The 22,930-nt window shown below is 57.3% G+C and carries 22 protein-coding genes; 8 read left to right on the plus strand and 14 right to left on the minus strand.

The annotated features are described in order from the left end of the window. Positions 1–6 precede the first annotated feature (6 nt). Positions 7–666, minus strand: a complete 660-nt coding sequence (locus ACOTX5_RS18240) for a MurR/RpiR family transcriptional regulator (protein WP_015572516.1) — start codon at positions 664–666, stop codon at positions 7–9. Positions 667–845: 179 nt separating this feature from the next. Between ACOTX5_RS18240 and ACOTX5_RS18245 the strand changes: the two genes are divergently transcribed. The 5 genes from ACOTX5_RS18245 to nrdG all read left to right on the plus strand — a co-directional run bounded on the left by ACOTX5_RS18245 (position 846) and on the right by nrdG (position 8,502). Next, positions 846–2,243, plus strand: a complete 1,398-nt coding sequence (locus ACOTX5_RS18245; RefSeq protein WP_071842881.1) for a PTS fructose transporter subunit IIC — start codon at positions 846–848, stop codon at positions 2,241–2,243. A gap of 10 nt (positions 2,244–2,253) precedes the next feature. After that, entirely contained in the window at positions 2,254–4,851 is a 2,598-nt protein-coding gene (locus ACOTX5_RS18250; RefSeq protein WP_045911373.1) for a glycoside hydrolase family 38 C-terminal domain-containing protein, read from the plus strand. Position 4,852: 1 nt separating this feature from the next. After that, positions 4,853–5,425 (plus strand): PTS sugar transporter subunit IIA, encoded by a 573-nt coding sequence (locus ACOTX5_RS18255; protein ID WP_045338909.1) that lies wholly within the window; start codon positions 4,853–4,855, stop codon positions 5,423–5,425. Between the two features lie 368 nt (positions 5,426–5,793). After that, entirely contained in the window at positions 5,794–7,932 is a 2,139-nt protein-coding gene (nrdD, locus tag ACOTX5_RS18260; protein WP_015572514.1) for an anaerobic ribonucleoside-triphosphate reductase, read from the plus strand. 105 nt (positions 7,933–8,037) lie between these two features. Next, positions 8,038–8,502, plus strand: coding sequence for an anaerobic ribonucleoside-triphosphate reductase-activating protein (gene nrdG / locus ACOTX5_RS18265; protein WP_023302982.1), 465 nt, complete (start codon positions 8,038–8,040; stop codon positions 8,500–8,502). A gap of 32 nt (positions 8,503–8,534) precedes the next feature. On the opposite strand, the gene ACOTX5_RS18270 is transcribed toward nrdG, so the two are convergent. The 10 genes from ACOTX5_RS18270 to ACOTX5_RS18315 all read right to left on the minus strand — a co-directional run bounded on the left by ACOTX5_RS18270 (position 8,535) and on the right by ACOTX5_RS18315 (position 17,199). After that, positions 8,535–10,445, minus strand: coding sequence for a BglG family transcription antiterminator (locus ACOTX5_RS18270; RefSeq protein ID WP_017383912.1), 1,911 nt, complete (start codon positions 10,443–10,445; stop codon positions 8,535–8,537). Between the two features lie 19 nt (positions 10,446–10,464). After that, positions 10,465–11,601, minus strand: a complete 1,137-nt coding sequence (locus tag ACOTX5_RS18275; RefSeq protein WP_045911372.1) for a lactonase family protein — start codon at positions 11,599–11,601, stop codon at positions 10,465–10,467. Between the two features lie 115 nt (positions 11,602–11,716). Next, positions 11,717–12,457: a 2-dehydro-3-deoxy-phosphogluconate aldolase gene (dagF, locus tag ACOTX5_RS18280; RefSeq protein ID WP_045911371.1), complete on the minus strand. Its 741-nt coding sequence runs from the start codon at positions 12,455–12,457 to the stop codon at positions 11,717–11,719. Beyond that, positions 12,454–13,572: a DgaE family pyridoxal phosphate-dependent ammonia lyase gene (locus tag ACOTX5_RS18285; protein WP_015572510.1), complete on the minus strand. Its 1,119-nt coding sequence runs from the start codon at positions 13,570–13,572 to the stop codon at positions 12,454–12,456. The genes dagF and ACOTX5_RS18285 overlap by 4 nt, the downstream gene beginning before the upstream one ends. Next, positions 13,556–14,689 carry an amidohydrolase/deacetylase family metallohydrolase gene (locus tag ACOTX5_RS18290; RefSeq protein ID WP_017383915.1) on the minus strand — a complete coding sequence of 378 codons (1,134 nt, stop codon included), beginning with the start codon at positions 14,687–14,689 and terminating at the stop codon, positions 13,556–13,558. The genes ACOTX5_RS18285 and ACOTX5_RS18290 overlap by 17 nt, the downstream gene beginning before the upstream one ends. Before the next feature lie 42 nt (positions 14,690–14,731). Then, positions 14,732–15,373, minus strand: a complete 642-nt coding sequence (locus tag ACOTX5_RS18295; protein WP_015572508.1) for a DUF4310 family protein — start codon at positions 15,371–15,373, stop codon at positions 14,732–14,734. A 13-nt stretch (positions 15,374–15,386) separates the two neighbouring features. After that, on the minus strand, positions 15,387–16,163 hold the full coding sequence (locus tag ACOTX5_RS18300; RefSeq protein WP_006810337.1) for a DUF4311 domain-containing protein: 777 nt from the start codon (positions 16,161–16,163) through the stop codon (positions 15,387–15,389). 22 nt (positions 16,164–16,185) lie between these two features. Then, the gene (locus ACOTX5_RS18305; RefSeq protein WP_006810338.1) at positions 16,186–16,485 is read right to left on the minus strand and encodes a DUF4312 family protein; all 300 of its coding nucleotides are present in this window, start codon (positions 16,483–16,485) and stop codon (positions 16,186–16,188) included. Between the two features lie 2 nt (positions 16,486–16,487). Continuing rightward, positions 16,488–16,850 carry an SFCGS family glycine-rich protein gene (locus ACOTX5_RS18310; protein WP_006810339.1) on the minus strand — a complete coding sequence of 121 codons (363 nt, stop codon included), beginning with the start codon at positions 16,848–16,850 and terminating at the stop codon, positions 16,488–16,490. A gap of 10 nt (positions 16,851–16,860) precedes the next feature. Then, positions 16,861–17,199 (minus strand): PRD domain-containing protein, encoded by a 339-nt coding sequence (locus tag ACOTX5_RS18315; RefSeq protein WP_026080657.1) that lies wholly within the window; start codon positions 17,197–17,199, stop codon positions 16,861–16,863. 416 nt (positions 17,200–17,615) lie between these two features. On the opposite strand from ACOTX5_RS18315, the gene ACOTX5_RS18320 reads away from it, so the two are divergent. Beyond that, the gene (locus ACOTX5_RS18320; RefSeq protein WP_017383916.1) at positions 17,616–17,771 is read left to right on the plus strand and encodes a Hok/Gef family protein; all 156 of its coding nucleotides are present in this window, start codon (positions 17,616–17,618) and stop codon (positions 17,769–17,771) included. Positions 17,772–17,841: 70 nt separating this feature from the next. On the opposite strand, the gene cybC is transcribed toward ACOTX5_RS18320, so the two are convergent. Next, positions 17,842–18,228 (minus strand): cytochrome b562, encoded by a 387-nt coding sequence (cybC, locus tag ACOTX5_RS18325; RefSeq protein WP_045911370.1) that lies wholly within the window; start codon positions 18,226–18,228, stop codon positions 17,842–17,844. A gap of 44 nt (positions 18,229–18,272) precedes the next feature. Next, positions 18,273–19,625, minus strand: a complete 1,353-nt coding sequence (pmbA, locus tag ACOTX5_RS18330) for a metalloprotease PmbA (protein WP_015572506.1) — start codon at positions 19,623–19,625, stop codon at positions 18,273–18,275. 95 nt (positions 19,626–19,720) lie between these two features. On the opposite strand from pmbA, the gene yjgA reads away from it, so the two are divergent. Next, positions 19,721–20,272, plus strand: a complete 552-nt coding sequence (gene yjgA / locus ACOTX5_RS18335) for a ribosome biogenesis factor YjgA (protein ID WP_003856072.1) — start codon at positions 19,721–19,723, stop codon at positions 20,270–20,272. A gap of 104 nt (positions 20,273–20,376) precedes the next feature. On the opposite strand, the gene mpl is transcribed toward yjgA, so the two are convergent. Continuing rightward, the gene (mpl, locus tag ACOTX5_RS18340; protein ID WP_017694649.1) at positions 20,377–21,750 is read right to left on the minus strand and encodes a UDP-N-acetylmuramate:L-alanyl-gamma-D-glutamyl-meso-diaminopimelate ligase; all 1,374 of its coding nucleotides are present in this window, start codon (positions 21,748–21,750) and stop codon (positions 20,377–20,379) included. A gap of 179 nt (positions 21,751–21,929) precedes the next feature. Between mpl and fbp the strand changes: the two genes are divergently transcribed. Then, on the plus strand, positions 21,930–22,928 hold the full coding sequence (gene fbp / locus ACOTX5_RS18345; RefSeq protein ID WP_003856070.1) for a class 1 fructose-bisphosphatase: 999 nt from the start codon (positions 21,930–21,932) through the stop codon (positions 22,926–22,928). Positions 22,929–22,930 lie beyond the last annotated feature (2 nt).

The following is a 22,930-nucleotide window of genomic DNA, read 5'->3' on the forward strand; positions in this document are numbered from 1 at the left end:
GCCTGACTACACCGTATCGTGCTGTAGCAGCCTACAGCCGATACGGTCCACGGCGCTTAACAGTTCAAGCTGCCCTTCCCGCTGATACAGCGAAACCGCGTTAATGTCGATTGGTAACGGCCAGCATAGCGTTGAGATCGACGCCAGTGTCGACCCCTGACGGGTAATCGCAATAATCTTCAACCCTTTGCGCAGCGCGTTACGCGCCATTTCAATCAGCGACTGCGTCTCCCCGGATTTACTGATCAACACCAGCGTCCCCTTCGATACGCGTGTCAACTGGTGCATGTCATTCAAAATAAGGTGCGGCAGGCTCGCCAGCGACAAAAAGCGTGACAGGTAGTTGAGGCTGGTGAGCGAGGCTCCCCGTGCGTAAAGATAGATATGGCTGGAATGCGTAAGCAACCTGGACACGTCTGTCACAATATCATCCGGCTGCGGCCCCACGTCGGGTGTAGCAGGTGCAGGTGTAAAATGGTCGCGTAAAAAACGGTACCGAAGCTCGGTATAGCTTTTATAGCCCATTTTTTTACATACACGATTAACGGATGTTGTCGTGGTAAAGGTATCACGGGCAATCTCTTTTGCCGATATATTAGAAATATTACACGCATGATGCTGAATGTATTCAAATATCAAACGTTCACTTCCCTGGAATGAATTCATCTATTACGCCCCGTTTAATCCCGAGATGATATTAACACAACAGAGAAATAGCCTCTGGAAGGCGCTTCACACATTGCATTTACGCGTATCACGATACGTAATTAGTATTAGCAAACATTAAAAACTGTTTTAGGTTCTCTTTATACTTCCCCTGTTTTCACATCCAGGGAATTATGACAATGACGAAACAAAAAGTTGTCGCGGTAACGGCCTGCCCGACAGGTATCGCACACACCTTTATGGCGGCGAATAAAATTATTGCATGGGCTAACGAGCACAATATCGAGGTAAAGGTCGAAACGCAGGGCAGCGACGGCGTTAAAAACCGCTTAACAAAACAGGATATCGCCTCCGCCACGGCCATTATTCTGGCAACCGACGTTCCCATTCAGGATGCCGAGCGTTTTGAAAATATTCCTCACCTTCAAACCCGCACACAAGAGCTGATCAAACATACCGATCGCTATCTGCGTCAGGCGCTGGCAAAGGAAAAAAACGTCACCACTGTCGCACAAGAAGACGATCTTCAGCGTTCGGCTTACCAGATTTTTATTGGCCATATTATGGCGGCCATCAGCTATATGCTGCCGGTGGTGGTGATGGGCGGGCTGATGATGGCGACGGCCAAAATAACCGGGCAGTTTATTAACATCGAACATTCGCCGTTCAGCGTGCTGGATAAAGTGGGCTTTATGACCATTAAGTTCATGTATCCCGTTTTTGCAATGTATCTGGCGTTTTCCATTGCCGGTAAACCGGCACTCATCCCCGGTCTTATTGGCGGCATCATGTCAGACGAAGTCTATAAGCGCTTCTTTGATATCGAAGGCTTTATGCCATCCGGCTTTTTCGGCGCCATTGGTATCGGCTTTTTTGTGGGCTATCTGGTGCGCTGGCTCAATGATTCGATTCACGTCCGCCAGCAGCTCACCACCATTAAAACCATGCTGCTCGTCCCGCTGATCACCGGCATTACGCTGGTGATGGTCATGGAATATTTGATTAACCCGATTTTTGGCTCGCTTAACCAGCTGATGGTGGTCTTTTTTACCTCGGCAGGTGACACCGGGCGCGGGTTCTATTCCGCGATGATCGCCGCGGGCACCGCGTTCGACCTGGGCGGTCCGGTCAACAAGGCGGCAGGCTCGGTCGCGCTCGGCCTGAATGGCATGAGCGAGACGTTTGATTTAACCGCCCGCGAACTCTCCATCGTGATCCCCTCCATTGGCGTCGGCTTTGCTGCGTTCCTCAACGGCCGCTTTGGATTACCGGATGTCTTTAGCCAGGAAGAGAAAACCGTCGGTAGCACCTCGTTGTTGCTGGGCGTGATTGGGATCTCCGAAGGCGCGATCCCGTTCATCCTGAAAAACCCACGTCTGATCCCGGTGTTCATGACCGGTGCCGTCGCCGGCGCGCTGGTCGCCATTACCCTTGGCGTGAAGCAGACGCTGCCTCTGCCAGCCGTCTGGGGCTGGCCGCTGGCAACCAACGTGGCGGGCTACCTGGCGAGCGTCTTTATTGGCGCACTGATTTGCGCCCTGGGCGTGCTCTATGTCAGCCCAAAGAACGCCAGATAAGGGGAACGTCATGAATCAGATCCACGTCATTGCCCATACGCACTGGGATCAGGAGTGGTATTTCACCCGTCAGGACAGCATGGTGCTGGCGTCATATAATTTTGCGGACGTCATCAACACGCTGGAGCAGGACTCCGCTTACACCTGCTATCACCTTGACGGACAGATGGCGGTAGTGGAGGACTTTCTCGCCATCAATCCTGATTATCGCGCCAGGCTGGAAAAGCTGGTCAGAGAAAAAAGGATCTTCGTAGGGCCATGGTATACCCAGACGGACACCTATAACGTGCATGGCGAATCGATTATCCGCAACCTGAAGTACGGCATTTTTTCTGCCCGGACGCTGGGGCATGCGATGCAGGTTGGGTATCTTCCGGATACCTTTGGCCACAATGCGCAAATGCCCACGATCTTGCAGGGCTGCAATATCGACAATATCGTCTTCTGGCGCGGTATCGATCACGACAGGCACGCCAAAAGCAGCCAGTTCCTCTGGCGCGCACCCTCAGGTGCGACCGTCATCGCCTGTGCGATGGCGCTCGGTTATGGCGCGGCTAAAAACATGCGTTCGGAAGCCTCCCATCTCCGGAGAAAAATCTACCCGATGACCACACTTTTGCGTTCACGGGCCGGTCTAAACGACCTGCTCCTGCCCTGCGGCGGCGATCAGGTCAGCATCGACCCGGCGCTGCCGAAAATCCTGGAGGTCGCCAGCGCACAGTCCCCGGATCAGGACCGTTACTTCATCAGCTCTCTGGAGCGTTATGTAGAAACCCTTCGCGCGCAGCGTGAACAGTTTGAGCTCCTGGAAGGAGAGCTGAAATCGCCGCGCTACACCCGCATCCATAAAACGATCGGCTCCGTGCGCTACGACATCAAAAAGAAAAACGATGAGGTTGAACAATTCATCCTGCGACAGCTGGAGCCGACAATCGCAATGGCGCGTCACCAGGGGATTCCGGTCAACCTCGCGGTAGTCGACACCCTCTGGAAAAAGCTGTTGCGAAACCATGCCCACGATTCCATTGGCGGCTGTAATAGCGATGCCACCAACCGCGACATTCTGCATCGTATGGAACAAACCGAACAGCTGTGCCATAGCCTGTGGAATCTGGTGGTGAAAACCCTGGCCGCCGCCTGCGTTCAGGATGGCGACCTGCTGATTTTTAACTCGCTGGCTACCCCAACGCAGCGCGTGGTGATAGCCACACTGTATAGCCGGGCGGATAATATCGCCCTGACGCATCAGGGGCAGCCCATCCCTTTCGACGTCCTGGAAAGAGACATTCTGCCCGGCGGAACGGCGATCTCCCTTACCGCCGAGGGCGAGTGCGAGACGCCCCTTCTCCCTTATTACCGCTGGCACGTTGCGGTAAAGACACCGGTTCTGCCGCCGATCGGCTATCTCACCGTTAACGTTGAAGAAGACCCTGCGCCTTTCCTGGCGTCTGAAAAGATAAAGGGCAGCGAGATTGAGAATGCGCATTATCGACTGTCGCTGGATGCCGGAACGCTTACCCTGCATGACAAACGCAGCGGCAGACGTATCCCCTCTTTCTTTACCTTTGAAGACTGCGCGGACGCGGGCGACAGCTACGATTTCTCACCGCTTGCGGGCGACGCGCCGACGCGCTGTTCGCATTTTACGCTCGTCGACGGCGTAAAAACGCCGCTTGTCGAAAAGCTGACCGTCGAGGCCACAATGCGTCTTCCGCAGGATCTCGCCAGCCGTCAGGATACGGCCCGAACGCCGTTATCCATTCGTCTGGTCTGCGAATTACGCCACGACGATCCGAATCTGTATGTCGAGGCTTCGCTGGAAAACAGCCACTGCGATCACCGGCTACGTTTACTGATCGGCAGCGATGTTCACACCCGTCACGCTATCGCCTCACAGCCCTTCGCAATCATCCAGCGCGAAACGGGATATGACGGTGAACACTGGCAAGAAAGCTATCGCGAGAAGCCCGTGGATATCGAAACCAGCGAGGGCATTATCGCTGTCACGGAACCGGGTAAAGCGCTGGTTGTGACTAGCCGTGGCATGAAAGAATTTCAGATTATCGGCAGCGAACCCGCTGCTATTGCCCTGACGATGTTTAAATCGACGGGCGTGCTCGGACGCAGCGATCTCGAATGGCGACCGGGTCGGGCCTCCGGCATCAATAATACGGTGGTTGAGACTCCTGATGCCCAGTTGCTGAAACCGTTGCGCTTTTCATTCACCGTCGCGCTGGCCGACAACGCCGACCACCTCACGCTGCGCCAGCTGGAAAATCAGGCGGCTGGACAGCCCTTCACCTACCAACGGCAAACGCTACACACGCTCGATCACCGTCTTGAGCGCTTTTCGTTGCGTCTGCCCGAACGCAGGCTTCCGGCAGAGTTCTCGCTAATGACCCTGCCGGAGCCGCTCATCCTTTCCGCTCTGCCCCATGCGCAGCTGCTGCATGGCACCGTCTTACGCGTATTTAACGCCGGGACACAACCGGCTCCCGTCCCGGAAAGTCTGGCAGTGTTACGGCAGATCAACTATCTGGAAGAGTCCGTGCAGCCGGTAACGGCGATCCTCCCCTCCGCAACCTGCGATTTTTTGATTGAGGTTTAATATGAACTTGCTTGCATTGACGCATCCCGATCTGGTGTTTATCAACCCGCCCCAACGTACGCCGGAAGCAGTGATCCGTTGGCTCACCGAGCCGCTCGCCAGGCGGAATGTCATCAACGATCGAGAGGCATTTATCGAAAGCGTTTTACAACGCGAAAGTGAAGGCCCTACCGCGCTGGGTGAAGCGCTCGCCGTCCCGCACGGTAAAACCGAGGCGGTGCAACAGGCGGCATTTTGTCTGGCGCTCTTTGACGATCCGATATGCTGGCCGGGGCTGGAGGGTGATGAAGAGGTGAGGATGGTTTTCCTGCTCGCCATTCCGCCAGCGGAAGCAGGCAGTACGCATATGCACCTGCTGACGACGCTGACCAGCAGACTCACGGATGAGCGGGTGCGTGAGCAATTGCTGGCGGCGCGTACGCGGGAAGAGGCGATGTCTGCGCTGAGTAATGAAGGTTCTCAAAAACAGGACGATGCCCCCGAAAGCTCTCTTCTCATCCCGTTGGTACTGGGCTGCATCGTTACCGTAGCCTTTTTGCAGGCAGGGTTGAGCTGGGCCTGCGGGGTGAGTTAATCGAGCAGCGCTCAGCACAGGCTCTGCTGAGCGCTTGTTTTTGTTGAATAATTAATCAGATTTTTCCTTCGAGTCTTTACAATTGCCCCAGCGCCCGCCGTTTGTACTCTCGTCTTTTTACTTTGTTCTGCATCAAAAAAATCGCAAACTTGTTTGATGCAAATCACTATATGTAGCACTTAAAATGCACGCCGACCCAACATCTTGTATTTATCGTCTACTATTCCAACAACAAGACGGCGCGAACGCTGGCCGGAATTGTGGATAACACGAGCTGGGCACGCGGGAAGTCTTTGCCGCGGCGAGGAATACGTCCGGTGAATACTTCTCCACCTTTGTGGATAACCTGTTTTTAAAATGGAGTGATCATGACACCGCATGTGATGAAACGTGATGGCTGTAAAGTGCCGTTTAAATCAGAGCGCATCAAAGAAGCCATTCTGCGTGCAGCTAAAGCAGCGGGAGTCGATGACGCAGATTACTGCGCCACCGTCGCAGAAGTCGTTAGCAGCCAGATGCATGAACGCAGCCAGGTGGATATCAACGAGATCCAGACCGCGGTTGAAAACCAGCTGATGTCTGGTCCGTACAAGCAGCTGGCGCGCGCCTACATTGAGTATCGTCACGACCGTGACGTCCAGCGTGAGAAACGCGGTCGCCTGAACCAGGAGATCCGCGGCCTGGTGGAGCAAACCAACTCGTCGCTGCTCAATGAGAATGCCAACAAAGACAGCAAAGTGATCCCAACCCAGCGCGACCTGCTGGCCGGTATCGTCGCCAAGCACTATGCCCGCCAGCACCTGCTGCCGCGCGACGTGGTGTCTGCGCACGAGCGCGGTGAGATCCACTATCACGATCTCGACTACTCGCCGTTCTTCCCGATGTTTAACTGCATGCTGATCGACCTGAAAGGCATGCTGACCCACGGTTTTAAAATGGGTAACGCCGAGATTGAGCCGCCGAAATCCATCTCCACCGCGACGGCGGTCACGGCGCAGATCATCGCCCAGGTGGCGAGCCACATCTATGGCGGCACCACCATTAACCGCATCGATGAAGTGCTGGCCCCGTTCGTGGCCGAGAGCTTCAACAAACACCGTAAAACGGCGGAAGAGTGGCAGATCCCGGATGCCGACGGTTACGCCCGTTCCCGCACCGAGAAAGAGTGCTACGACGCGTTCCAGTCGCTGGAATATGAGGTAAACACGCTGCACACCGCCAACGGCCAGACGCCGTTTGTGACCTTCGGGTTTGGCCTCGGCACCAGCTGGGAATCACGCCTGATCCAGCAGTCTATTCTGCGCAACCGCATCTCCGGCCTCGGTAAAAACCGTAAAACGGCGGTGTTCCCGAAACTGGTGTTCGCCATTCGTGACGGCCTGAACCACAAGTTTGGCGATCCGAACTATGACATCAAGCAGCTGGCGCTGGAGTGCGCGAGCAAGCGTATGTACCCGGACATCCTCAACTACGACCAGGTGGTGAAAGTCACCGGTTCGTTTAAAACGCCAATGGGCTGCCGCAGCTTCCTCGGCGTGTACGAAGATGAGAACGGCGAGCAGATCCACGACGGGCGCAACAACCTGGGCGTCATCAGCCTGAACCTGCCGCGCATCGCGCTGGAAGCTAAAGGGAATGAAGCGGCCTTCTGGACGCTGCTGGATGAACGTTTACAGCTGGCACGTAAGGCGCTGATGACCCGCATCGCCCGTCTTGAAGGGGTGAAAGCCCGCGTCGCGCCAATTCTCTATATGGAAGGAGCCTGCGGCGTGCGCCTGAAGGCGGACGATGATGTGTCGGAGATCTTCAAAAACGGTCGCGCGTCGATCTCTCTTGGCTATATCGGCATTCACGAAACGATTAACGCGCTGTTTGGCGACAAGCACATCTATGACAACGACGCCCTGCGTGAGAAAGGTATCGCGATTGTGCAGCGCCTGCGCGATGCGGTAGACCAGTGGAAAGAGGAAACTGGCTACGGTTTCAGCCTGTACAGCACGCCGAGCGAAAACCTCTGCGATCGCTTCTGCCGTCTGGACACCGCCGAGTTCGGCATCGTGGAAGGCGTGACCGACAAAGGTTACTACACCAACAGCTTCCACCTCGACGTGGAGAAGAAGGTGAACCCGTACGACAAGATCGACTTTGAAGCGGCCTATCCGCCCATCGCGAACGGCGGTTTTATCTGCTACGGCGAGTACCCGAACATTCAGCATAACCTGAAGGCGCTGGAAGACGTGTGGGATTACAGCTATCAGCACGTGCCGTACTACGGAACCAACACGCCAATTGACGAGTGCTACGAGTGCGGCTTTACCGGTGAGTTCGAGTGCACCAGCAAAGGCTTCACCTGCCCGAAATGCGGTAACCACGACGCAGCCCGCGTCTCCGTGACCCGCCGCGTGTGCGGCTACCTTGGCAGCCCGGACGCCCGTCCGTTTAACGCCGGTAAGCAGGAAGAGGTGAAGCGCAGGGTGAAACATCTGGGGAATGGGCAGATCGGGTAATCCGCTGCCACGTTAATGCCCGGTGGCGCTGCGCTTACCGGGCCTACGGACCGCTCTCTTTTGTAGGCCGGGTAAGCGCAGCGCCACCCGGCGTGGTTATTCGCGATGAACTATCACCAGTACTACCCCGTCGACATCGTCAACGGCCCCGGCACCCGCTGTACCCTGTTTGTATCAGGCTGCGTTCACGAGTGCCCCGGCTGCTACAACAAAAGCACCTGGCGCCTGAACTCGGGTATGCCGTTTACCGCTGAGATGGAAGACCGCATCATCAACGACCTGAACGACACGCGCATCAAACGCCAGGGGATCTCGCTCTCCGGCGGCGACCCGCTCCATCCGCAAAACGTGCCGGCGATCCTGAAGCTGGTAAAACGCATCCGCCGCGAGTGCGCGGGAAAAGACATCTGGGTCTGGACGGGCTATAAGCTGGATGAACTGAATGCGCAGCAGATGGAAGTGGTGGATCTGATTAACGTCCTGGTCGACGGCAAGTTCGTGCAGGATCTAAAAGATCCTATGCTTATCTGGCGCGGCAGCAGCAACCAGGTTGTGCATCATCTGCGTTGAATGAAGGCGGATATCCTCTGTCCGCCTGAACGTCAAAACCGACTCAAACTCTCCATCGCCTCAGCCTTAAACGCCGCAAAATTCTCGCACTGGCACAGGCGCGCCATCGCGCGTTCACGCAGGAAGGTGACAAAGATGTCGTAAATCGCCATTGCCTCTTCGTACTCGCTTTTGCTGATGGCGAGCAGGAAGATGACATGAGCGGTTTCATCTCCCCACTGAATGCCCTGCGGCGCCAGCACGGTGTAGACCACCGTTTTTTGCGCCAGCAGCCCGAGGGAGTGCGGCAGCGCGATGCCGTCGCCGAGCATGGTGCTGACGATGGCTTCACGCTCGATAACCGATTCCAGAAACTCCGCGCCGACAAAACCTTCCCCTTCAAGCTGCCCGCACAGTTCGCGGAACAGCGTTTGCTGGTCGACAGGCTTGTCGAGAATGCGGAAATGGGCCGCGTCGAAGTATTTTTCCAGCATCCACGGGCGGGTGCGATCCACCAGCACCAGCTTGCCGATCTGCTCTAACTGATAATCGGTCGGGAACGGGGCGATCATCACCACCGGTTTGGATTTTTCGCTCACGCGGGCGGTGGAGATCACGAAGTCTTCGCCAATGGCATCGGCAAGCTCGTACTCACGAAGGGTGAGCGTGCGCGTCACCTCAATCTGCGGATATTTACGCTGAAGTACCGCCTCGATCATGCGCACCATCGCGTTACCGGCGTCGCACACCAGCAGCACCCGCGGCTGGCGCTGGTAGCCGATATTGTAATGGCGCTCCAGCCCGACGCCGATATGCAGCACCAGAAAACCAATTTCGTTTTCGCTGATCACATACGGGGTGTATTTGCCCCAGCTCGACACCGCCGCGAGGGTCATATCCCACGCCATCGGGTAGTGCTGCTTGATGTTATCCAGCAGCGGATTGGGGATCATGATTTGATACCGCACGCGGGTAATCATGGTTTTGATGTGCGTGAGCAGATCTGCATGCAGTTGCTCATCGCTCAGCAGGTTGTAGTTATAGTGGGTGTTGATGTAGCGCAGAATGTAGTTGACCAGCGCTTCGTCGTCGTCGGCGTTAATGGCACTGGGGGCGATCTCCTGGATCTGCCGCGCCGCAATGTGCACGCACAGCCAGCTCTCTTCTGACGGCGACAGCGCTTTGCCCGCCAGCTCCTGGATAGCCACCGCGATATCTTTCGCCGCCTCACGCACGTTCTCTTCCACGTCTTCCGCGTGGAATTCCGGCAGCGGATACCCCTCGCTGATGCGCCGCACCGACACCGCGCAGTACAGGCGCAGGAACAGCTCGCCTTCATCGGTCAGGCGAATGTGATGGCGCGTCAGCGCATCGTGCAGCACCGGCACCATCTTTTCCGCCACGCCCGCGTTCAACGCCACGTCGGTCACCAGCGGGTTCAGGCTGTCCTGCTGCGCCAGCTCCCACAGAAGGTCGGTCAGGCAGGCGCGGATCGCCATCTCGCTGCCAAACAGCTTCATCCCGTGGCGCGGGCGGGTTTCCAGCGTCAGGTTGTAACGGTGAAACCACTCACGCACTTCCACCATGTCGCTCTGCAACGTGGCCCGGCTGACGAACCACTCATCGGCCAGATCCTCCAGCTTGAGGGAAAAGGCTGACGTCAGAAAACGCACCACCAGATAGTGCACGCGCTCCGGTCCGGTTCGCGGAATACGCAGCGCGCGCGGGTGGGACGCCTGCAATTGTTGATAGCGCACCACATCATTAATTTTGAGCTGATAGCCGTTGCCCCGGCTCAAAATGAACTGCGCGCCGTGGCTGGCCAGCAGCGCGTTCAGGGCGGTGATATCCGCCCGGACGGTTCGCGTGGAGACCGACAGCCGCTGCGCCAGCTCGTCCTGTGGCAGCGTCTCGTTTTGCAACAGATCGAAAAGTTGCGCTAAACGTTGGTTCGGAAATCGCACGTCGTTGTCCTCTTACTGCTCAGGGTGAAATGACCATCTGGGATGGGCTGCCGACCGGGGTATAGTCTGGCTCGGCGCTCAGCTTGCCGTCCGGCGCCACGCGGAAACGGGTAATGTTGTCGCTGCGCTGGTTCATGACGTACAGCCAGCGACCCTGCTTATCGAGCGTCAGGGTGCGCGGATAGTCGCCGCGCGTCCAGACATCATCCTGATGCGTCAGCGTACCCTCCGCCGTTACGGTAAAGTGCCCGATGCTGTTATGCAAACGGTTAGCGACATACAGCTGTTTCCCGTCGGCGCTTAGCGCCAGCCCGGCAGCAAAACTGGTGCCTTTATAACCGTCCGGCAAGGCTGAAACCGTTTTACCCTCTTTCAGCCTGCCATTACTGTCCAGCGCATAATGGGTGAGCGTAGACGCCTCTTCGTTAATCAGCCACAGGGCATCGCCTTTCGGCGTAAAGACGAAGTGGCGCGGCCCGGCCCCTTTTGAGGAGGCGCTGATAAATGGCGGATCGTTCGGAGTCAGCTTCCCGGTTTGATCGTCAAAACGGTACTGATAGATGCGATCCAGCCCCAGATCGGTGGAAAAAACGTATTTCCCGCCCGGATCGGCGGCGATCATGTGCGCATGTGGGCCGTTATGATCGCTGATGGCGAAACTGCCCTCGACGGCAGCTTCCGGCTTCGCCGCGCCCGGTTCGCCTTTGTCCTGATGGGTGTCCGTAGCATCGCCCAGGCTGCCGTCTGCGTTAACGGGTAGCACCGCGACAGTTCCGCTGATGTAGTTTGCCACCAGCAGATGTTTGCCGTTCGGCGTCAGGGAAAGATACACCGGCCCCGCGCCGCCGGAGGACACCTGATTCAGCTCGTTCAGCGCGCCGTTATCACCGATGCGCAGCGCCTGCACCACGCCCTGCTCCACTTCGCTTGCCAGATACAGCGTTTTGCCGTCGTGTGAGACGGTTAACTGCGCGGCGTTCGGCAGTTTGCTCACCAGTGTTTTATCGTTCAGCGCACCGGTTTGCGGATCGACGGTAAAGCGGTACAGCCCTTCACCGTTCGGATTATAGGTGCCCACCCAGGCGTACTGGGTTTGAGCGATTGCAGAGGTAGCAAGTAAAGAGAGTGAAGCGACAAGCAGGGTACGGGTGTGCATGGTGGCTCCTTCGGGTGTGTGCGGTTTGTTTCCCCTCACCCCAGCCCTCTCCCAAAGGGAGAGGGGGTAAAGGTTCCCTCTCCCGGTGGGAGAGGGTTAGGGTGAGGGGCAGGTTCTACTTAACCAGCTTCTTCGTCATCGCCAGCAGCGTGCGCACATCTTCCGGGCGCGTGTCGCCGCTGGCCTTGTCGATAATCGAGCTGTAGATATGCGGGATGATTTTGCTCACGCCCGCATCCAGGGCGATCTGCAAGATCGCCTCGAAGTTCTCCAGATCGATTCCCCCGGTCGGCTCCAGCCAGAAGTCGTGACGGGCGCAGGCTTCCGCCACCGCCTGGTATTCGTCACGGCATTTCAGGCCGCCCATCGGGAAGTACTTGATGGAGCTGCCGCCGAAATCTTTCAGCAGGGCGATAGCCGTTTCAACCGGTACGATGCCGTCAGGCGCGTTGCTGCTCAGCGGGCCGGTGGAGATTTTCACCATGCCGACGGTGCCGGTCGGGGAGACCAGACCGTTGACCACGGACTCATTCTGCCCCAGCAGCGCGCGGCTGGTGGCCACGCCGGTAAAGACCTGGTTAACGTGCTGCGGCTGCACCTGGCGGGAGATTTCACTCACCATCGCCGACTGGTTCGGGTCGCCCGCGCCCAGCCCCACGGAGAGCGCGTTATCAATCAGGGCTGCGTATTCGCGCATGTCCGCAACCGCGCTCGCCACGTCCGGGTAATTTTTGGAGAGCACGCCCACCAGCACATGACCTTCCGCCGCCTCGTAAATGGCGCTGGTGTTGGCCTTTGAGCCTGCCAGCACGTTCAGGCAGACGCGGTCACGGTAAAAGTTGGGGGTCAGTTTCATGCGTTTTTCTCCTGTCCTAATACTTCGCTAATGCGGCGGTACACGATGTTCAGCTGGTCAGCATTCACGCTGCGCACGTCCGCCTCGATAATCCCTTCGTTGGCCTTATAGCCACGGAAGTAAATGGCGTATTCGCCCTGTTTCAGCTTCGCCACCAGATCGCCCGTGCCGACGCCCGTAGCGGCTTCGTCGAACTTAATCTCGGTACGGGCGATATCGCGACCGGCGCTGTCCCAGACCACGCGAGCGGTCACGCCGTTCAGGGTGTTCAACGCGTCGATAAACGGCGTCATCTTCGCCACCATCTCGGCCCCGCTCTCTTTGGTCGCCGTCAGGTAGTGTTCGATGGCGCAGGTCAGGCCCAGGATACCCTCTTTGCCCACTTTCATCGCGCGACCAATGCCCGCCGTCTGGCGCTTCACCCACTCAACGTACTGGGTTTTGCCGATCACCAGCCCGCTGGTTGGCCCTTCGATCGCCTTCGCGCCGCTGTAGATCACCAGATCGGCACCGGAGCGGTAGTAGGCGTGCAGATCTTCTTCCGCCGCCGCATCGACGATCAGCGGGAGATCGTGCTTGCGCGCCACGACCGCCGCCTGCTCGACGCTGAGCATGCTTTTCTGCACGCAGTGGTGCGATTTGATGTAGAGGATCGCCGCCGTGCGCGGAGTGATCGCCGCCGCCAGCTGATCGGCAGAGCATTCGTTGGCGTAGCCCGCCTCCACCAGCTTGCCGCCGCCCAGCGCCACCATGGTGCCCACCGGCGCGCCAAAGTTCACGTTGTGGCCTTTCGGCAGGACGATTTCGTTGTTTTCAATCGGTGTGACGTGCAGGTTTTCCAGCAGCCAGTCGCTGTCTTTCACCAGCACCGCCGCCACGGACTGGGCAATGCCCGCCGACGCGCAGGAGACCACCGTCGCCCCTTCCACCTCCAGCAGCTTCGCGATGTATTCCCCGGTTTTATTGACCAGATCCTTCATCTCGAAATAGTGATTCATGCCGTCCATCGCCGCCTGCACCACTTCCGGGCGCGGCGTGGAGACACCCAGCGCCGTCATGCGGCCAGAGGTGTTGATAACCTGCTTTAAGTTGTACTTCTCATAAATCGAAGGCATGTTCCGTGCTCCCTTGTTCGGTCATGTAGCCCTTGCCCGCGCGGATCGCGGCAAGCGGCATCAGAATGTGTTCAGCCTGTAGGCTGTCGTTTTCGGCATCCGTCAGCACCGTCGGCTGGCGCTTGAGCGTAAACAGCGTCAGATCGGCGTCGAGGCCAGGCTGAATGCGGCCTTTGCGCGTCAGGCGCAGGCCGTCGGCGGCGTTGGCCGTGACACAGTCAATCACCTGCGGCAATGACATGCCGATGGCGAGGAATTTCGACATCACGCTCGCCAGCGAGCCGACCGGGCCGTTGATGCGGTTGCGGCAGTAAATATCCGAGCTGATGGTATGCGGCAGAATGCCCATCGCAATGGCGCGCTTCGCCACTTCAAAGCTGAAGCTCGCCGTGCCGTGACCGACGTCCAGGCGCACGCCGCGCTTCAGCGCAGACGTAATGGAGGCGCGTAGCTCGCCGGAGGGCGTCAGAATGCGGTTAGGCTTGCCGTTGTAGCAGTGGGTGATGATGTCGCCGGAGCTCAGCAGTTCGGCAATCTCATCGAGGTTCGGCGGGTTGTTGCCGATGTGCACCATCAGCGGCAGGTCGCCGTTCTCTTTCTGAATCGCTTTCGCGCGCTCCAGCGGGGTGATGCCGTTTTCACCGACCACGCTGCTGCTCATGCGCGCCTTCAGGCCAACGATAAAATCCGGGTGGCGCGTCACCGCCTGCTTCACCGCATCGGCGTCAATGTTCGCCATGTTGGCCAGCTCGTTCTGGGCGATCAGCCCCACGCGGGAGATGTTCAGCAGGGCAAACACCTCAGTGGAAGCCTTGCGGGTGATAGCGTAAAAATCGTCCACGTCGTCGGCGCCGGTGCTGCCCGCGTCCACCACGGTGGTGACGCCGGTGGCAATGCCCACGCTGTCCGGCTCGTCATGGTAAATCGGGGAGTTCGGGTAGCAGTGGACGTGGGAGTCAATCCAGCCCGCGCTGACGAACACGTCGCCGTTCAGCTCAACCGTTTTGCGGGCGGGAGCATCAATGTCGCCTGTCGCGGCAATCTTCCCGTCCTGGATGGCGATATCGGTCAGGGTATCGTCGGCGAGGCGCGCACGGCGCAGGAGTAAATCAAACATGAGGATCTCCTGATAAAGCGGGCACCGAAGCGCCCGCGGGTATTAAAGGGCGACCGGGAACAGCCAGCCCAAAATCATTGCGCCGAGGATGGCGCCACCGGTAATCGGCTTCTGCCAGATGTAGAACAGCAGCGCGCCTACCAGGGAACCGACGCCGATTGGAATGGAGGCGGTCATGGCGCTGAGGATAATCAACGGCCCGAGGAAGCGGCCGGAGGCGTTACCCGCGCCCATCATCACGTCTGCGCCGTAGGTGGAGTTGCTCTGATTGATGGTGAACTTACGCGCCAGGATGATGACGTAGCCAATCGCCAGGCCAATCACCAGGCCGGTAATCAGCGCGGCAATGAAGTTGGTCACCGGGAACATGATCCCCGCGCCCAGCAGCAGCGCCGGTACGCCGAGGCCTACGCCGGTCTGGATCGCCCCGCCGATATCAAGAATACCCACCAGCGACCCTTCGATAATACGGGCGAACAGGAAGCTCGCGCCAAATGCCGCCACCGCGCCGTAGACGCCGGTATCGATTCCCGCTTTCAGCATCGCCACGAAGGCCACTTCGTTAAACGCGCCGATGCCGTAGAGGTAGTACATGTGCGTCCCGGCAAAGACGCCGGAGGAGAGCAGGCCAACGAAGATCGGGAACGACCAGTCGGCATACCAAAAACCTTTATTCTGTTCCATTTAGAGGCTCCTGTTATTTACCGCTGAGCGAGTTGTGGATCATGTCGAGCCAGTTCGGCACGGTCAGATGGAAGGATTCGATCATCTTCATGTCGAAGCCGCGGAAGAAGCCGCTCAGCACGAAGAGCAGAACGATCGCCGCCATCATCACTTTGGTGACGTGGTTCCAGCCACTCTCTTCAACGCCTTTACCAATCAGAATACCCAGTACCAGACCCGGTACGGCGTTACCCATGATCAGCTGTGCCGCGCCGCCAAAGATGGTGGCCCAGAAGCCCGATTTTTTACCCGCGTCGATGGCCGCCAGCCAGAAGATCACCGGCATCACGGTGTTGACCAGCAGGTTCGCCGCCGGTACCAGCACCTTCACGGCGGTCACCTGAAGCGCTGCCGGAACGGAGGAGGCGGTCAGGTTAAGGAAGGTCACGACAATCATGCCGATGATGCCGCAGGCAATCGCCATTTTGCGCGGGTCATGCAGCGTTTCACCGACGTTACGGTTTTTAATCATCAGTGCAGCAGCACCCCAGTTCGGGATGATGCGGTGGTCAACGTCCTGTGTGAAGGCACCTGCGGCCACGGAAGAGGCCCAGGCGTTAAAGAAGAAACCTAACCCAAAGGAGAAGTGGGACGCCGGATCCCCTTCGCAGGAGTTCAGTTCCCCCAACGTACGAAACGCGCCCATACCCTGAGTGGTAGGCGCATGAAACATGCGTGCAGCCCCGGCGCCAACACCGACGCCAACCAGGCCGCCAATGATGAGCGATTTTATTAATATAATTAAGAACATCAGTCTGCCCTTTTATGAATAATCAGCGTTGCGTGACGAAATCCACCTGGTCGAGATTGATGGCGGTCACGTTGACGGTCACATCCAGCTCCACGCTGTAGGTGCGTCTTTCCCGGCGCAAAAAGAAGAACAGAAACGCTTCTTTTCGCACCGCTTCTTGCGCCTGAACAACCTGCACATCCTGTGGCTCAATACGCAGTAAGATATGCGGTGAGGCTTTCATCACCGCAGCCTGAACGTGGTTGAGGGCGTCGGCAAAGGCGCGCGCTTTGGCGTCGCCCTTCCCCTTCACTCTCACCGTGGTTGTGAACTGTTCTTTCATGCTTACGCGCCGTATTTCTTCTGCCACGCCTGTACCAGACGCTCGCCCAGCTCTTCTTTATCCATAAAGCCAAAGCCCAGCACGTTGCAGCCTTCGTTGATGGCGGTCACCCCCTCATCCACGGAGCGCATGCCGTATTTGGCCTTGTAGCCATATTTGGTCTGAGCGGTGATGGCGCCCGCGCCGCCGCTGCCGCAGAAGGAGATCCCGAAGGTGGCGTTTTCTGCTTTCATCACGTCACCGAGCTTCATATCCGCTGCCATGCCCGGTACGACAACCGCGCGTCCGCCGGCTTTTTCCACACCCGCAGCCACTTTCTGACCTTTACCCAGGCGATCGCCAATCACGACTGTAATCTGTTCCATGTGTTGCTCCTTAAAGGTTGTCTTTCGCGACTTCGAAGTGAACGGAGAGCAGCCAGGCCTCTTCATCAGGAAGGTTGCCGAACTGCGCTACCACTTCACGGGCGAGTTGCATTGAATCTGGTGAAATTTCGTCGAACAGCTCTGCTTCAACCTCCGGCAGCGGCTCGCCGGTCACGGACCGGTGCGCCATTGCGCGAACGTGGGAGGTCAGCATCTGCTCCTGTACCGCGTTGGGAATGATGTTGTGCCGGGCCAGCAGGGCGTAGACCTGCTGAAGCATGGTGTTCGCGAGCTGTTCTGTTTGCACCGCCTGTTCCCCAACGTCGTTCATTACCGCTCCGTTAATCACTCGTCTTACCCCGTTAATGGCTCTGGAATAAAACTAACGTCGAGGGGGAATTGTTTGTAGCGAGTTGTTTTCCACTTCGAAGTGGAAAGGCGAGCAGCGGCAGTGATCTGTGCCACATAAATGCGGTGAATCTGTATAAATCGCTGGATTTACGTGATGAATATCACGCTATTACGCGGCATTAGTCTGGTAAGCGGAGTGGAAAAGATTACGAGCAGGCTCGTAGAAATGTGACGTGGATAAGGTTTTCTTATGGGGATCCGCTAGAGTGGCGGCGGGTGCTTGAGACTGACCGTCTCAGGCATGGGACGGAAAGTGGAAAGCCCCGCCTGATAAAAAATCAGGGCGGGGGCTCGAAACGACACGTCACACCGTGGAGTTCGCTACCTCGCCCGCTTAAAAGCAAGGAGGCATCCATGAAACGCAGAAACCCAAGTATCGGGGTTTTGATGATTATTTCTTTGACAATAATCATCTTAACGCTGGTGACGAGGAAAACACTGTGCGAGATCCGTTTTCGTAACGGCTCGCTTGAAGTGACAGCGCGGATGGATTGTCGCTCCGGCAAGTAGGGAGCAACGATGCGGGGGCGCATCATGCGCCTCCGCATACGGGGAGAGGACGTACAGCTCAGGCACCCAATTAACGATACTTTTTGTGGTACGTGTTGCGGGTCGCGACAAACTGATCGGCTGCCGCCTGGGCTTCTTTCACTTTGCCTTCGTTCGCCAGCTTCAGCGCGCCGTCAATATGGCCGAGCAGCACGTCAAAACCGTGGCGGTAGTCTTTCATCTCGGCGCTGTCTGCCGCTTTGCTTTCCAGCTTCGGCGGCGTCGCTTTTTGCGCATCCAGCGCGGCTTCACGCATTTTAGTCAATGCGTCTTTCATGTCCGCCGCATTGTCCGTTTTCTGCACCACCTTCAGGTTTTCACTGAGGATGTCCATGTTGTCTTCGAGATCGGCAGCAAACGCAGACGAGCCAAGAACCAGCGTTGAAGCCGCGACGATCGCTAACAGGTGTTTACGCATTGCTCACTTCCTTTTTTTTATTATTAATCACGCTTTTACGGGGATTATTGCCCGGCGATTTTCATCTCCGGCAGTAATACAGAACCACACTGAATATTGCTGCGTGTTTCAATATCGTTACCGACCGTAACAATATTGCGCCACATGTCCTTCAGGTTGCCGGCGATGGTGATTTCGCTCACCGGATACTGAATTTCACCGTTTTCGACCCAGAAGCCCGCTGCACCGCGAGAGTAGTCGCCGGTGATACCGCTCACGCCCTGCCCCATCAGCTCGGTGACCACCAGGCCGGTGCCCATCTCTTTCAGCATCTGTTCAAAATTCAGGCCCTGTCCGGCAATGCGCCAGTTATGAATGCCGCCCGCGTGCCCGGTGCTTTTCAGCCCCAGCTTACGCGCGGAGTAGTTGGTCAGCAGCCACTGGGTCAGAATGCCGTCTTTCACGATATCACGACGTTCCGTGCGCACGCCTTCGCTGTCGAACGGCGTAGAGGCCAGCCCTTTCAGCAGGTGTGGGTGCTCTTCGATGGTCAGCCATTCCGGCAGGATCTGCTTGCCCAGCGAGTCGAGCAGGAAGGTCGATTTACGGTACACCGAACCGCCCGCAATCGCTCCCACCAGATGACCAAACAGGCCGGTTGCCACTTCGTTGGCAAAAATGACCGGCGCTTTCATGGTGGAGAGTTTACGCGGCGAAAGGCGTGACAGCGTGCGTTCGGCGCACGCTTTTCCCACCCACTCCGGAGACTGCAAATCTCCCAGCGCGCGGCCAATGGTATACGCGTAATCACGCTCCATATCGCCGTTTTCTTCGGCGATGACGCAGCTGGAAAGCGAGTGGCGGGTTGAGCAGTACCCCTGCAACATGCCATGGGAGTTACCAAACACTTTAATGCCGTAGTGGCTGTTAAAGCTGCCGCCTTCGGTATTGGTGATGCGTTTGTCAGCCTGCAAAGAGGCCTGCTCGGCTCGCGCGGCCAGCTCAATGGCTTCATCCGGCGTCACTTCCGCGGGATGGAACAGATCGAGATCCGGCGCGTCAAACGCCAGCAGCTCTTTATCGGCCACGCCAGCGTAAGGGTCCGGGGAGGTGTAACGCGCGATATCCAGCGCCGCCTGCACCGTACGGGCGATGGCATCCGGGCTCAGATCGGTAGACGACGCGCTGCCTTTACGATTCTGGTGATACACCGTGATCCCCAGCGCGCCATCGCTGTTAAATTCTACATTCTCCACTTCGCCATAGCGGGTGCTCACGCTAATGCCGGTGGTTTTGCTGACCGCCACTTCGGCGCCATCTGATTTACCTGAAGCGAGCGTCAGCGCGGTGGAGACGGCTTCTTCCAGGATCTTACGCTGCGCTTCAACTTGTGAGGTTACTTTCATCGCAAATGCCATACTGTAAGAGAGAGTTAAGTGAAGTCTAACAGAGAACCGTTTTTCAGTGCGCGTCTTAACTGGTAACATTAGCCTCTTTTTTTAAGGAGCCTGACATGACTAAGCAGCCCGAAGACTGGCTCGACGACGTTCCCGGTGATGACATCGAAGACGAAGATGATGAGATCATCTGGGTCAGTAAAAGTGAAATTAAACGTGACGCCGAAGAGTTAAAACAGCTTGGCGCAGAAATGGTAGAACTGGGTAAAAACGCGCTGGATAAGATCCCGCTCGACCAGGATCTGCGTGATGCCATTGAACTGGCACAGAAAATCAAGAAAGAAGGGCGTCGCCGCCAGCTTCAGCTTATCGGTAAACTGCTGCGTCAGCGCGACGTGGAGCCGATCCGTCAGGCGCTGGACAAACTGAAAAACCGCCACAACCAGCAGGTTGCGCTGTTCCATAAGCTGGAGCAGATCCGCGATCGTTTGATCGAGCAGGGTGATGACGCGGTACCTGAAGTGCTGAACCTGTGGCCGAATGCCGACCGCCAGCAGCTGCGATCGCTGATCCGCAACGCGAAGAAAGAGAAAGAAGGGAATAAGCCGCCGAAGTCTGCGCGCCTGATTTTCCAGTATCTGCGCGAGCTGTCTGAGAACGAAGAGTAATCTGTGCGGGTTTGCGCCGGATGGCGGCGTAAACGCCTTATCCGGCCTACAAGGTCGTGCGAAAAAATGTAGGCCCGGTAAGCGCTAGCGCCACCGGGCTTTTTTTACTCTGCGGCCGCGGCTTTCTTCGCCAGACCGTCCAGCAGCTTCTGATGGATCCCACCAAACCCACCGTTGCTCATCACCAGAATGTGATCGCCAGGCTGTGCGGCTTTCACCACCATATCCGCTAAGACATCCACGTCCGCACTCCAGTGCGCCGGCTGAATGCAGGCGTCTGCCACTTCGGCCACCTGCCACGGAATATGCTGCGGTTGCAGCAGGAAGACCTCGTCGGCACGCCCTAAGGACGGTGCGAGATCGTCTTTGCAAATACCCATTTTCATGGTGTTCGAACGCGGTTCCAGCACGGCCAGAATGCGCGCGGTGCCGCCAACTTTGCCACGCAATGCGGCAAGCGTCGCCAGAATGGCCGTTGGGTGGTGCGCGAAATCGTCATACACGGTAACGCCGTGGGCTTCACCGCGCAGCTCCAGACGGCGACGGGCGTTGATAAACGAGCCCAGCGCATTGGCGGCATCCGCAGGCAGTACGCCCACGTGACGCGCCGCGGCGATCGCCATCAGGCCGTTGTGCATGTTGTGCTCGCCCACCAGGCCCCACTTCACCTCGCCCACTTTCTCACCGTCGAGCAGCACTTCCCATTCGGAGGCATCCGCGTTGAGCTTTTTCGCCTGCCAATGCCCCTGCTCGCCAACCAGCTCCTGCTCGCTCCAGCACCCCATCGCCATAGTCTGCTTCAGGTTGATGTCGTTCTCCGGCAGGATAATGCGGCCCTGACCCGGAACAATGCGCACCAGATGGTGGAACTGTTTCTGAATCGCTTTCAGGTCGTCAAAGATATCCGCGTGATCGAACTCAAGGTTGTTGAGGATCAGCGTGCGTGGGCAGTAATGCACGAACTTGGAGCGCTTGTCGAAGAACGCGCAGTCGTATTCATCCGCTTCAATCACAAAGAACGGGCTGTCGCCCAGACGCGCGGAGACGTCGAAATTCCCCGGTACGCCGCCGATCACGAAGCCCGGCTTGTAGCCGCAGGCTTCGAGGATCCAGGTCGCCATACCGGCGGTGGTGGTTTTGCCGTGCGTCCCGGCAACGGCGACAACCCAGCGGTCGCGCAGGACAAAATCATGCAGCCACTGCGGGCCAGACATGTACGGGATATTGCGTTCCAGCACCGCTTCAACGCATGGATTCCCACGGGTCATGGCGTTACCCACGATCACCAGATCCGGCTGCGGCTCCAGCTGGCTGGCGTCATATCCCTGAATCAGAGAAATTCCCTGCTTCTCGAGCAGCGTGCTCATCGGCGGATACACATTGGCGTCCGAACCTGTCACTTCATGGCCCAGCGAGCGCGCCAGCATTGCCAGTCCGCCCATGAAAGTGCCACAAATCCCCAATATATGAATGCGCATACGTCACTATCCTTCTTCAATGTGGCGCACATTTTACTCACATGTCAGCGGCTGTGAAACGCATTTCAGGTAAATCCGTATTTTGCTGGCGCGATTCACCTCTGCGCTAATATTTGAATGTTTGTTAAGATTGTTGGACATCAACCGCTTTACTCAACATAAGATGCAGGGAAAGTGTTATGAAAACGTTAGGTGAATTTATTGTCGAGAAGCAGCACGAGTTCTCTCATGCTACGGGTGAGCTCACTGCTTTGCTGTCGGCAATAAAGCTGGGCGCTAAGATCATCCACCGCGATATCAACAAGGCCGGTCTGGTCGATATCCTGGGTGCCAGCGGTGCCGAGAACGTTCAGGGTGAGGTTCAGCAGAAACTCGACCTGTTCGCCAATGAAAAACTGAAAGCTGCACTGCGCGCGCGCGACATCGTTGCGGGTATCGCCTCTGAAGAAGAAGATGAGATCGTCGTATTCGAAGGGTGTGAACACGCGAAATACGTTGTTCTGATGGATCCGCTGGACGGCTCCTCCAACATCGACGTTAACGTTTCTGTCGGTACCATTTTCTCCATCTACCGTCGCGTCACGCCGGTTGGCACACCGGTGACGGAAGAAGACTTCCTGCAACCGGGCAGTAAACAGGTTGCTGCCGGTTATGTGGTGTATGGCTCGTCCACCATGCTGGTGTACACCACCGGCTGCGGCGTACACGCCTTTACCTACGATCCGTCCCTGGGCGTGTTCTGCCTGTGCCAGGAGCGTATGCGCTTCCCGGAGAAGGGCAACACCTACTCCATCAACGAAGGCAACTACATCAAATTCCCGAACGGCGTGAAGAAGTACATCAAATTCTGCCAGGAAGAGGATAAAGCCACCCAGCGCCCATACACCTCGCGTTACATCGGCTCGCTGGTGGCGGATTTCCACCGTAACCTGCTGAAGGGCGGTATTTACCTCTACCCAAGCACCGCCAGCCACCCGGACGGAAAACTGCGTCTGCTGTACGAGTGCAACCCGATGGCGTTCCTGGCCGAACAGGCAGGCGGCAAGGCGAGCGACGGTAAAGAGCGTATTCTGGATATCGTGCCGGAAAGCCTGCACCAGCGCCGTTCATTCTTCGTCGGCAACCGCCATATGGTGGATGACGTTGAACGCATGATCCGCGAATTCCCGGACGCGTAACG

It is taken from the genome of Enterobacter cloacae complex sp. IR5441 (assembly GCF_049238215.1).
GTDB classification, from domain to species: Bacteria; Pseudomonadota; Gammaproteobacteria; order Enterobacterales; family Enterobacteriaceae; genus Enterobacter; species Enterobacter hormaechei_C.

Excerpts from the sequence above, each read along its gene's own strand:
- ACOTX5_RS18240 (WP_015572516.1), bottom strand. The coding sequence starts at position 666 with ATGAATTCATTCCAGGGAAGTGAACGTTTGATATTTGAATACATTCAG.
- ACOTX5_RS18245 (WP_071842881.1), top strand. The coding sequence starts at position 846 with ATGACGAAACAAAAAGTTGTCGCGGTAACGGCCTGCCCGACAGGTATC.
- ACOTX5_RS18250 (WP_045911373.1), top strand. The coding sequence starts at position 2,254 with ATGAATCAGATCCACGTCATTGCCCATACGCACTGGGATCAGGAGTGG.
- ACOTX5_RS18255 (WP_045338909.1), top strand. The coding sequence starts at position 4,853 with ATGAACTTGCTTGCATTGACGCATCCCGATCTGGTGTTTATCAACCCG.
- nrdD (WP_015572514.1), top strand. The coding sequence starts at position 5,794 with ATGACACCGCATGTGATGAAACGTGATGGCTGTAAAGTGCCGTTTAAA.
- nrdG (WP_023302982.1), top strand. The coding sequence starts at position 8,038 with ATGAACTATCACCAGTACTACCCCGTCGACATCGTCAACGGCCCCGGC.
- ACOTX5_RS18275 (WP_045911372.1), bottom strand. The coding sequence starts at position 11,601 with ATGCACACCCGTACCCTGCTTGTCGCTTCACTCTCTTTACTTGCTACC.
- dagF (WP_045911371.1), bottom strand. The coding sequence starts at position 12,457 with ATGAAACTGACCCCCAACTTTTACCGTGACCGCGTCTGCCTGAACGTG.
- ACOTX5_RS18285 (WP_015572510.1), bottom strand. The coding sequence starts at position 13,572 with ATGCCTTCGATTTATGAGAAGTACAACTTAAAGCAGGTTATCAACACC.
- ACOTX5_RS18290 (WP_017383915.1), bottom strand. The coding sequence starts at position 14,689 with ATGTTTGATTTACTCCTGCGCCGTGCGCGCCTCGCCGACGATACCCTG.
- ACOTX5_RS18295 (WP_015572508.1), bottom strand. The coding sequence starts at position 15,373 with ATGGAACAGAATAAAGGTTTTTGGTATGCCGACTGGTCGTTCCCGATC.
- ACOTX5_RS18300 (WP_006810337.1), bottom strand. The coding sequence starts at position 16,163 with ATGTTCTTAATTATATTAATAAAATCGCTCATCATTGGCGGCCTGGTT.
- ACOTX5_RS18305 (WP_006810338.1), bottom strand. The coding sequence starts at position 16,485 with ATGAAAGAACAGTTCACAACCACGGTGAGAGTGAAGGGGAAGGGCGAC.
- ACOTX5_RS18310 (WP_006810339.1), bottom strand. The coding sequence starts at position 16,850 with ATGGAACAGATTACAGTCGTGATTGGCGATCGCCTGGGTAAAGGTCAG.
- ACOTX5_RS18320 (WP_017383916.1), top strand. The coding sequence starts at position 17,616 with ATGAAACGCAGAAACCCAAGTATCGGGGTTTTGATGATTATTTCTTTG.
- cybC (WP_045911370.1), bottom strand. The coding sequence starts at position 18,228 with ATGCGTAAACACCTGTTAGCGATCGTCGCGGCTTCAACGCTGGTTCTT.
- pmbA (WP_015572506.1), bottom strand. The coding sequence starts at position 19,625 with ATGGCATTTGCGATGAAAGTAACCTCACAAGTTGAAGCGCAGCGTAAG.
- yjgA (WP_003856072.1), top strand. The coding sequence starts at position 19,721 with ATGACTAAGCAGCCCGAAGACTGGCTCGACGACGTTCCCGGTGATGAC.
- mpl (WP_017694649.1), bottom strand. The coding sequence starts at position 21,750 with ATGCGCATTCATATATTGGGGATTTGTGGCACTTTCATGGGCGGACTG.
- fbp (WP_003856070.1), top strand. The coding sequence starts at position 21,930 with ATGAAAACGTTAGGTGAATTTATTGTCGAGAAGCAGCACGAGTTCTCT.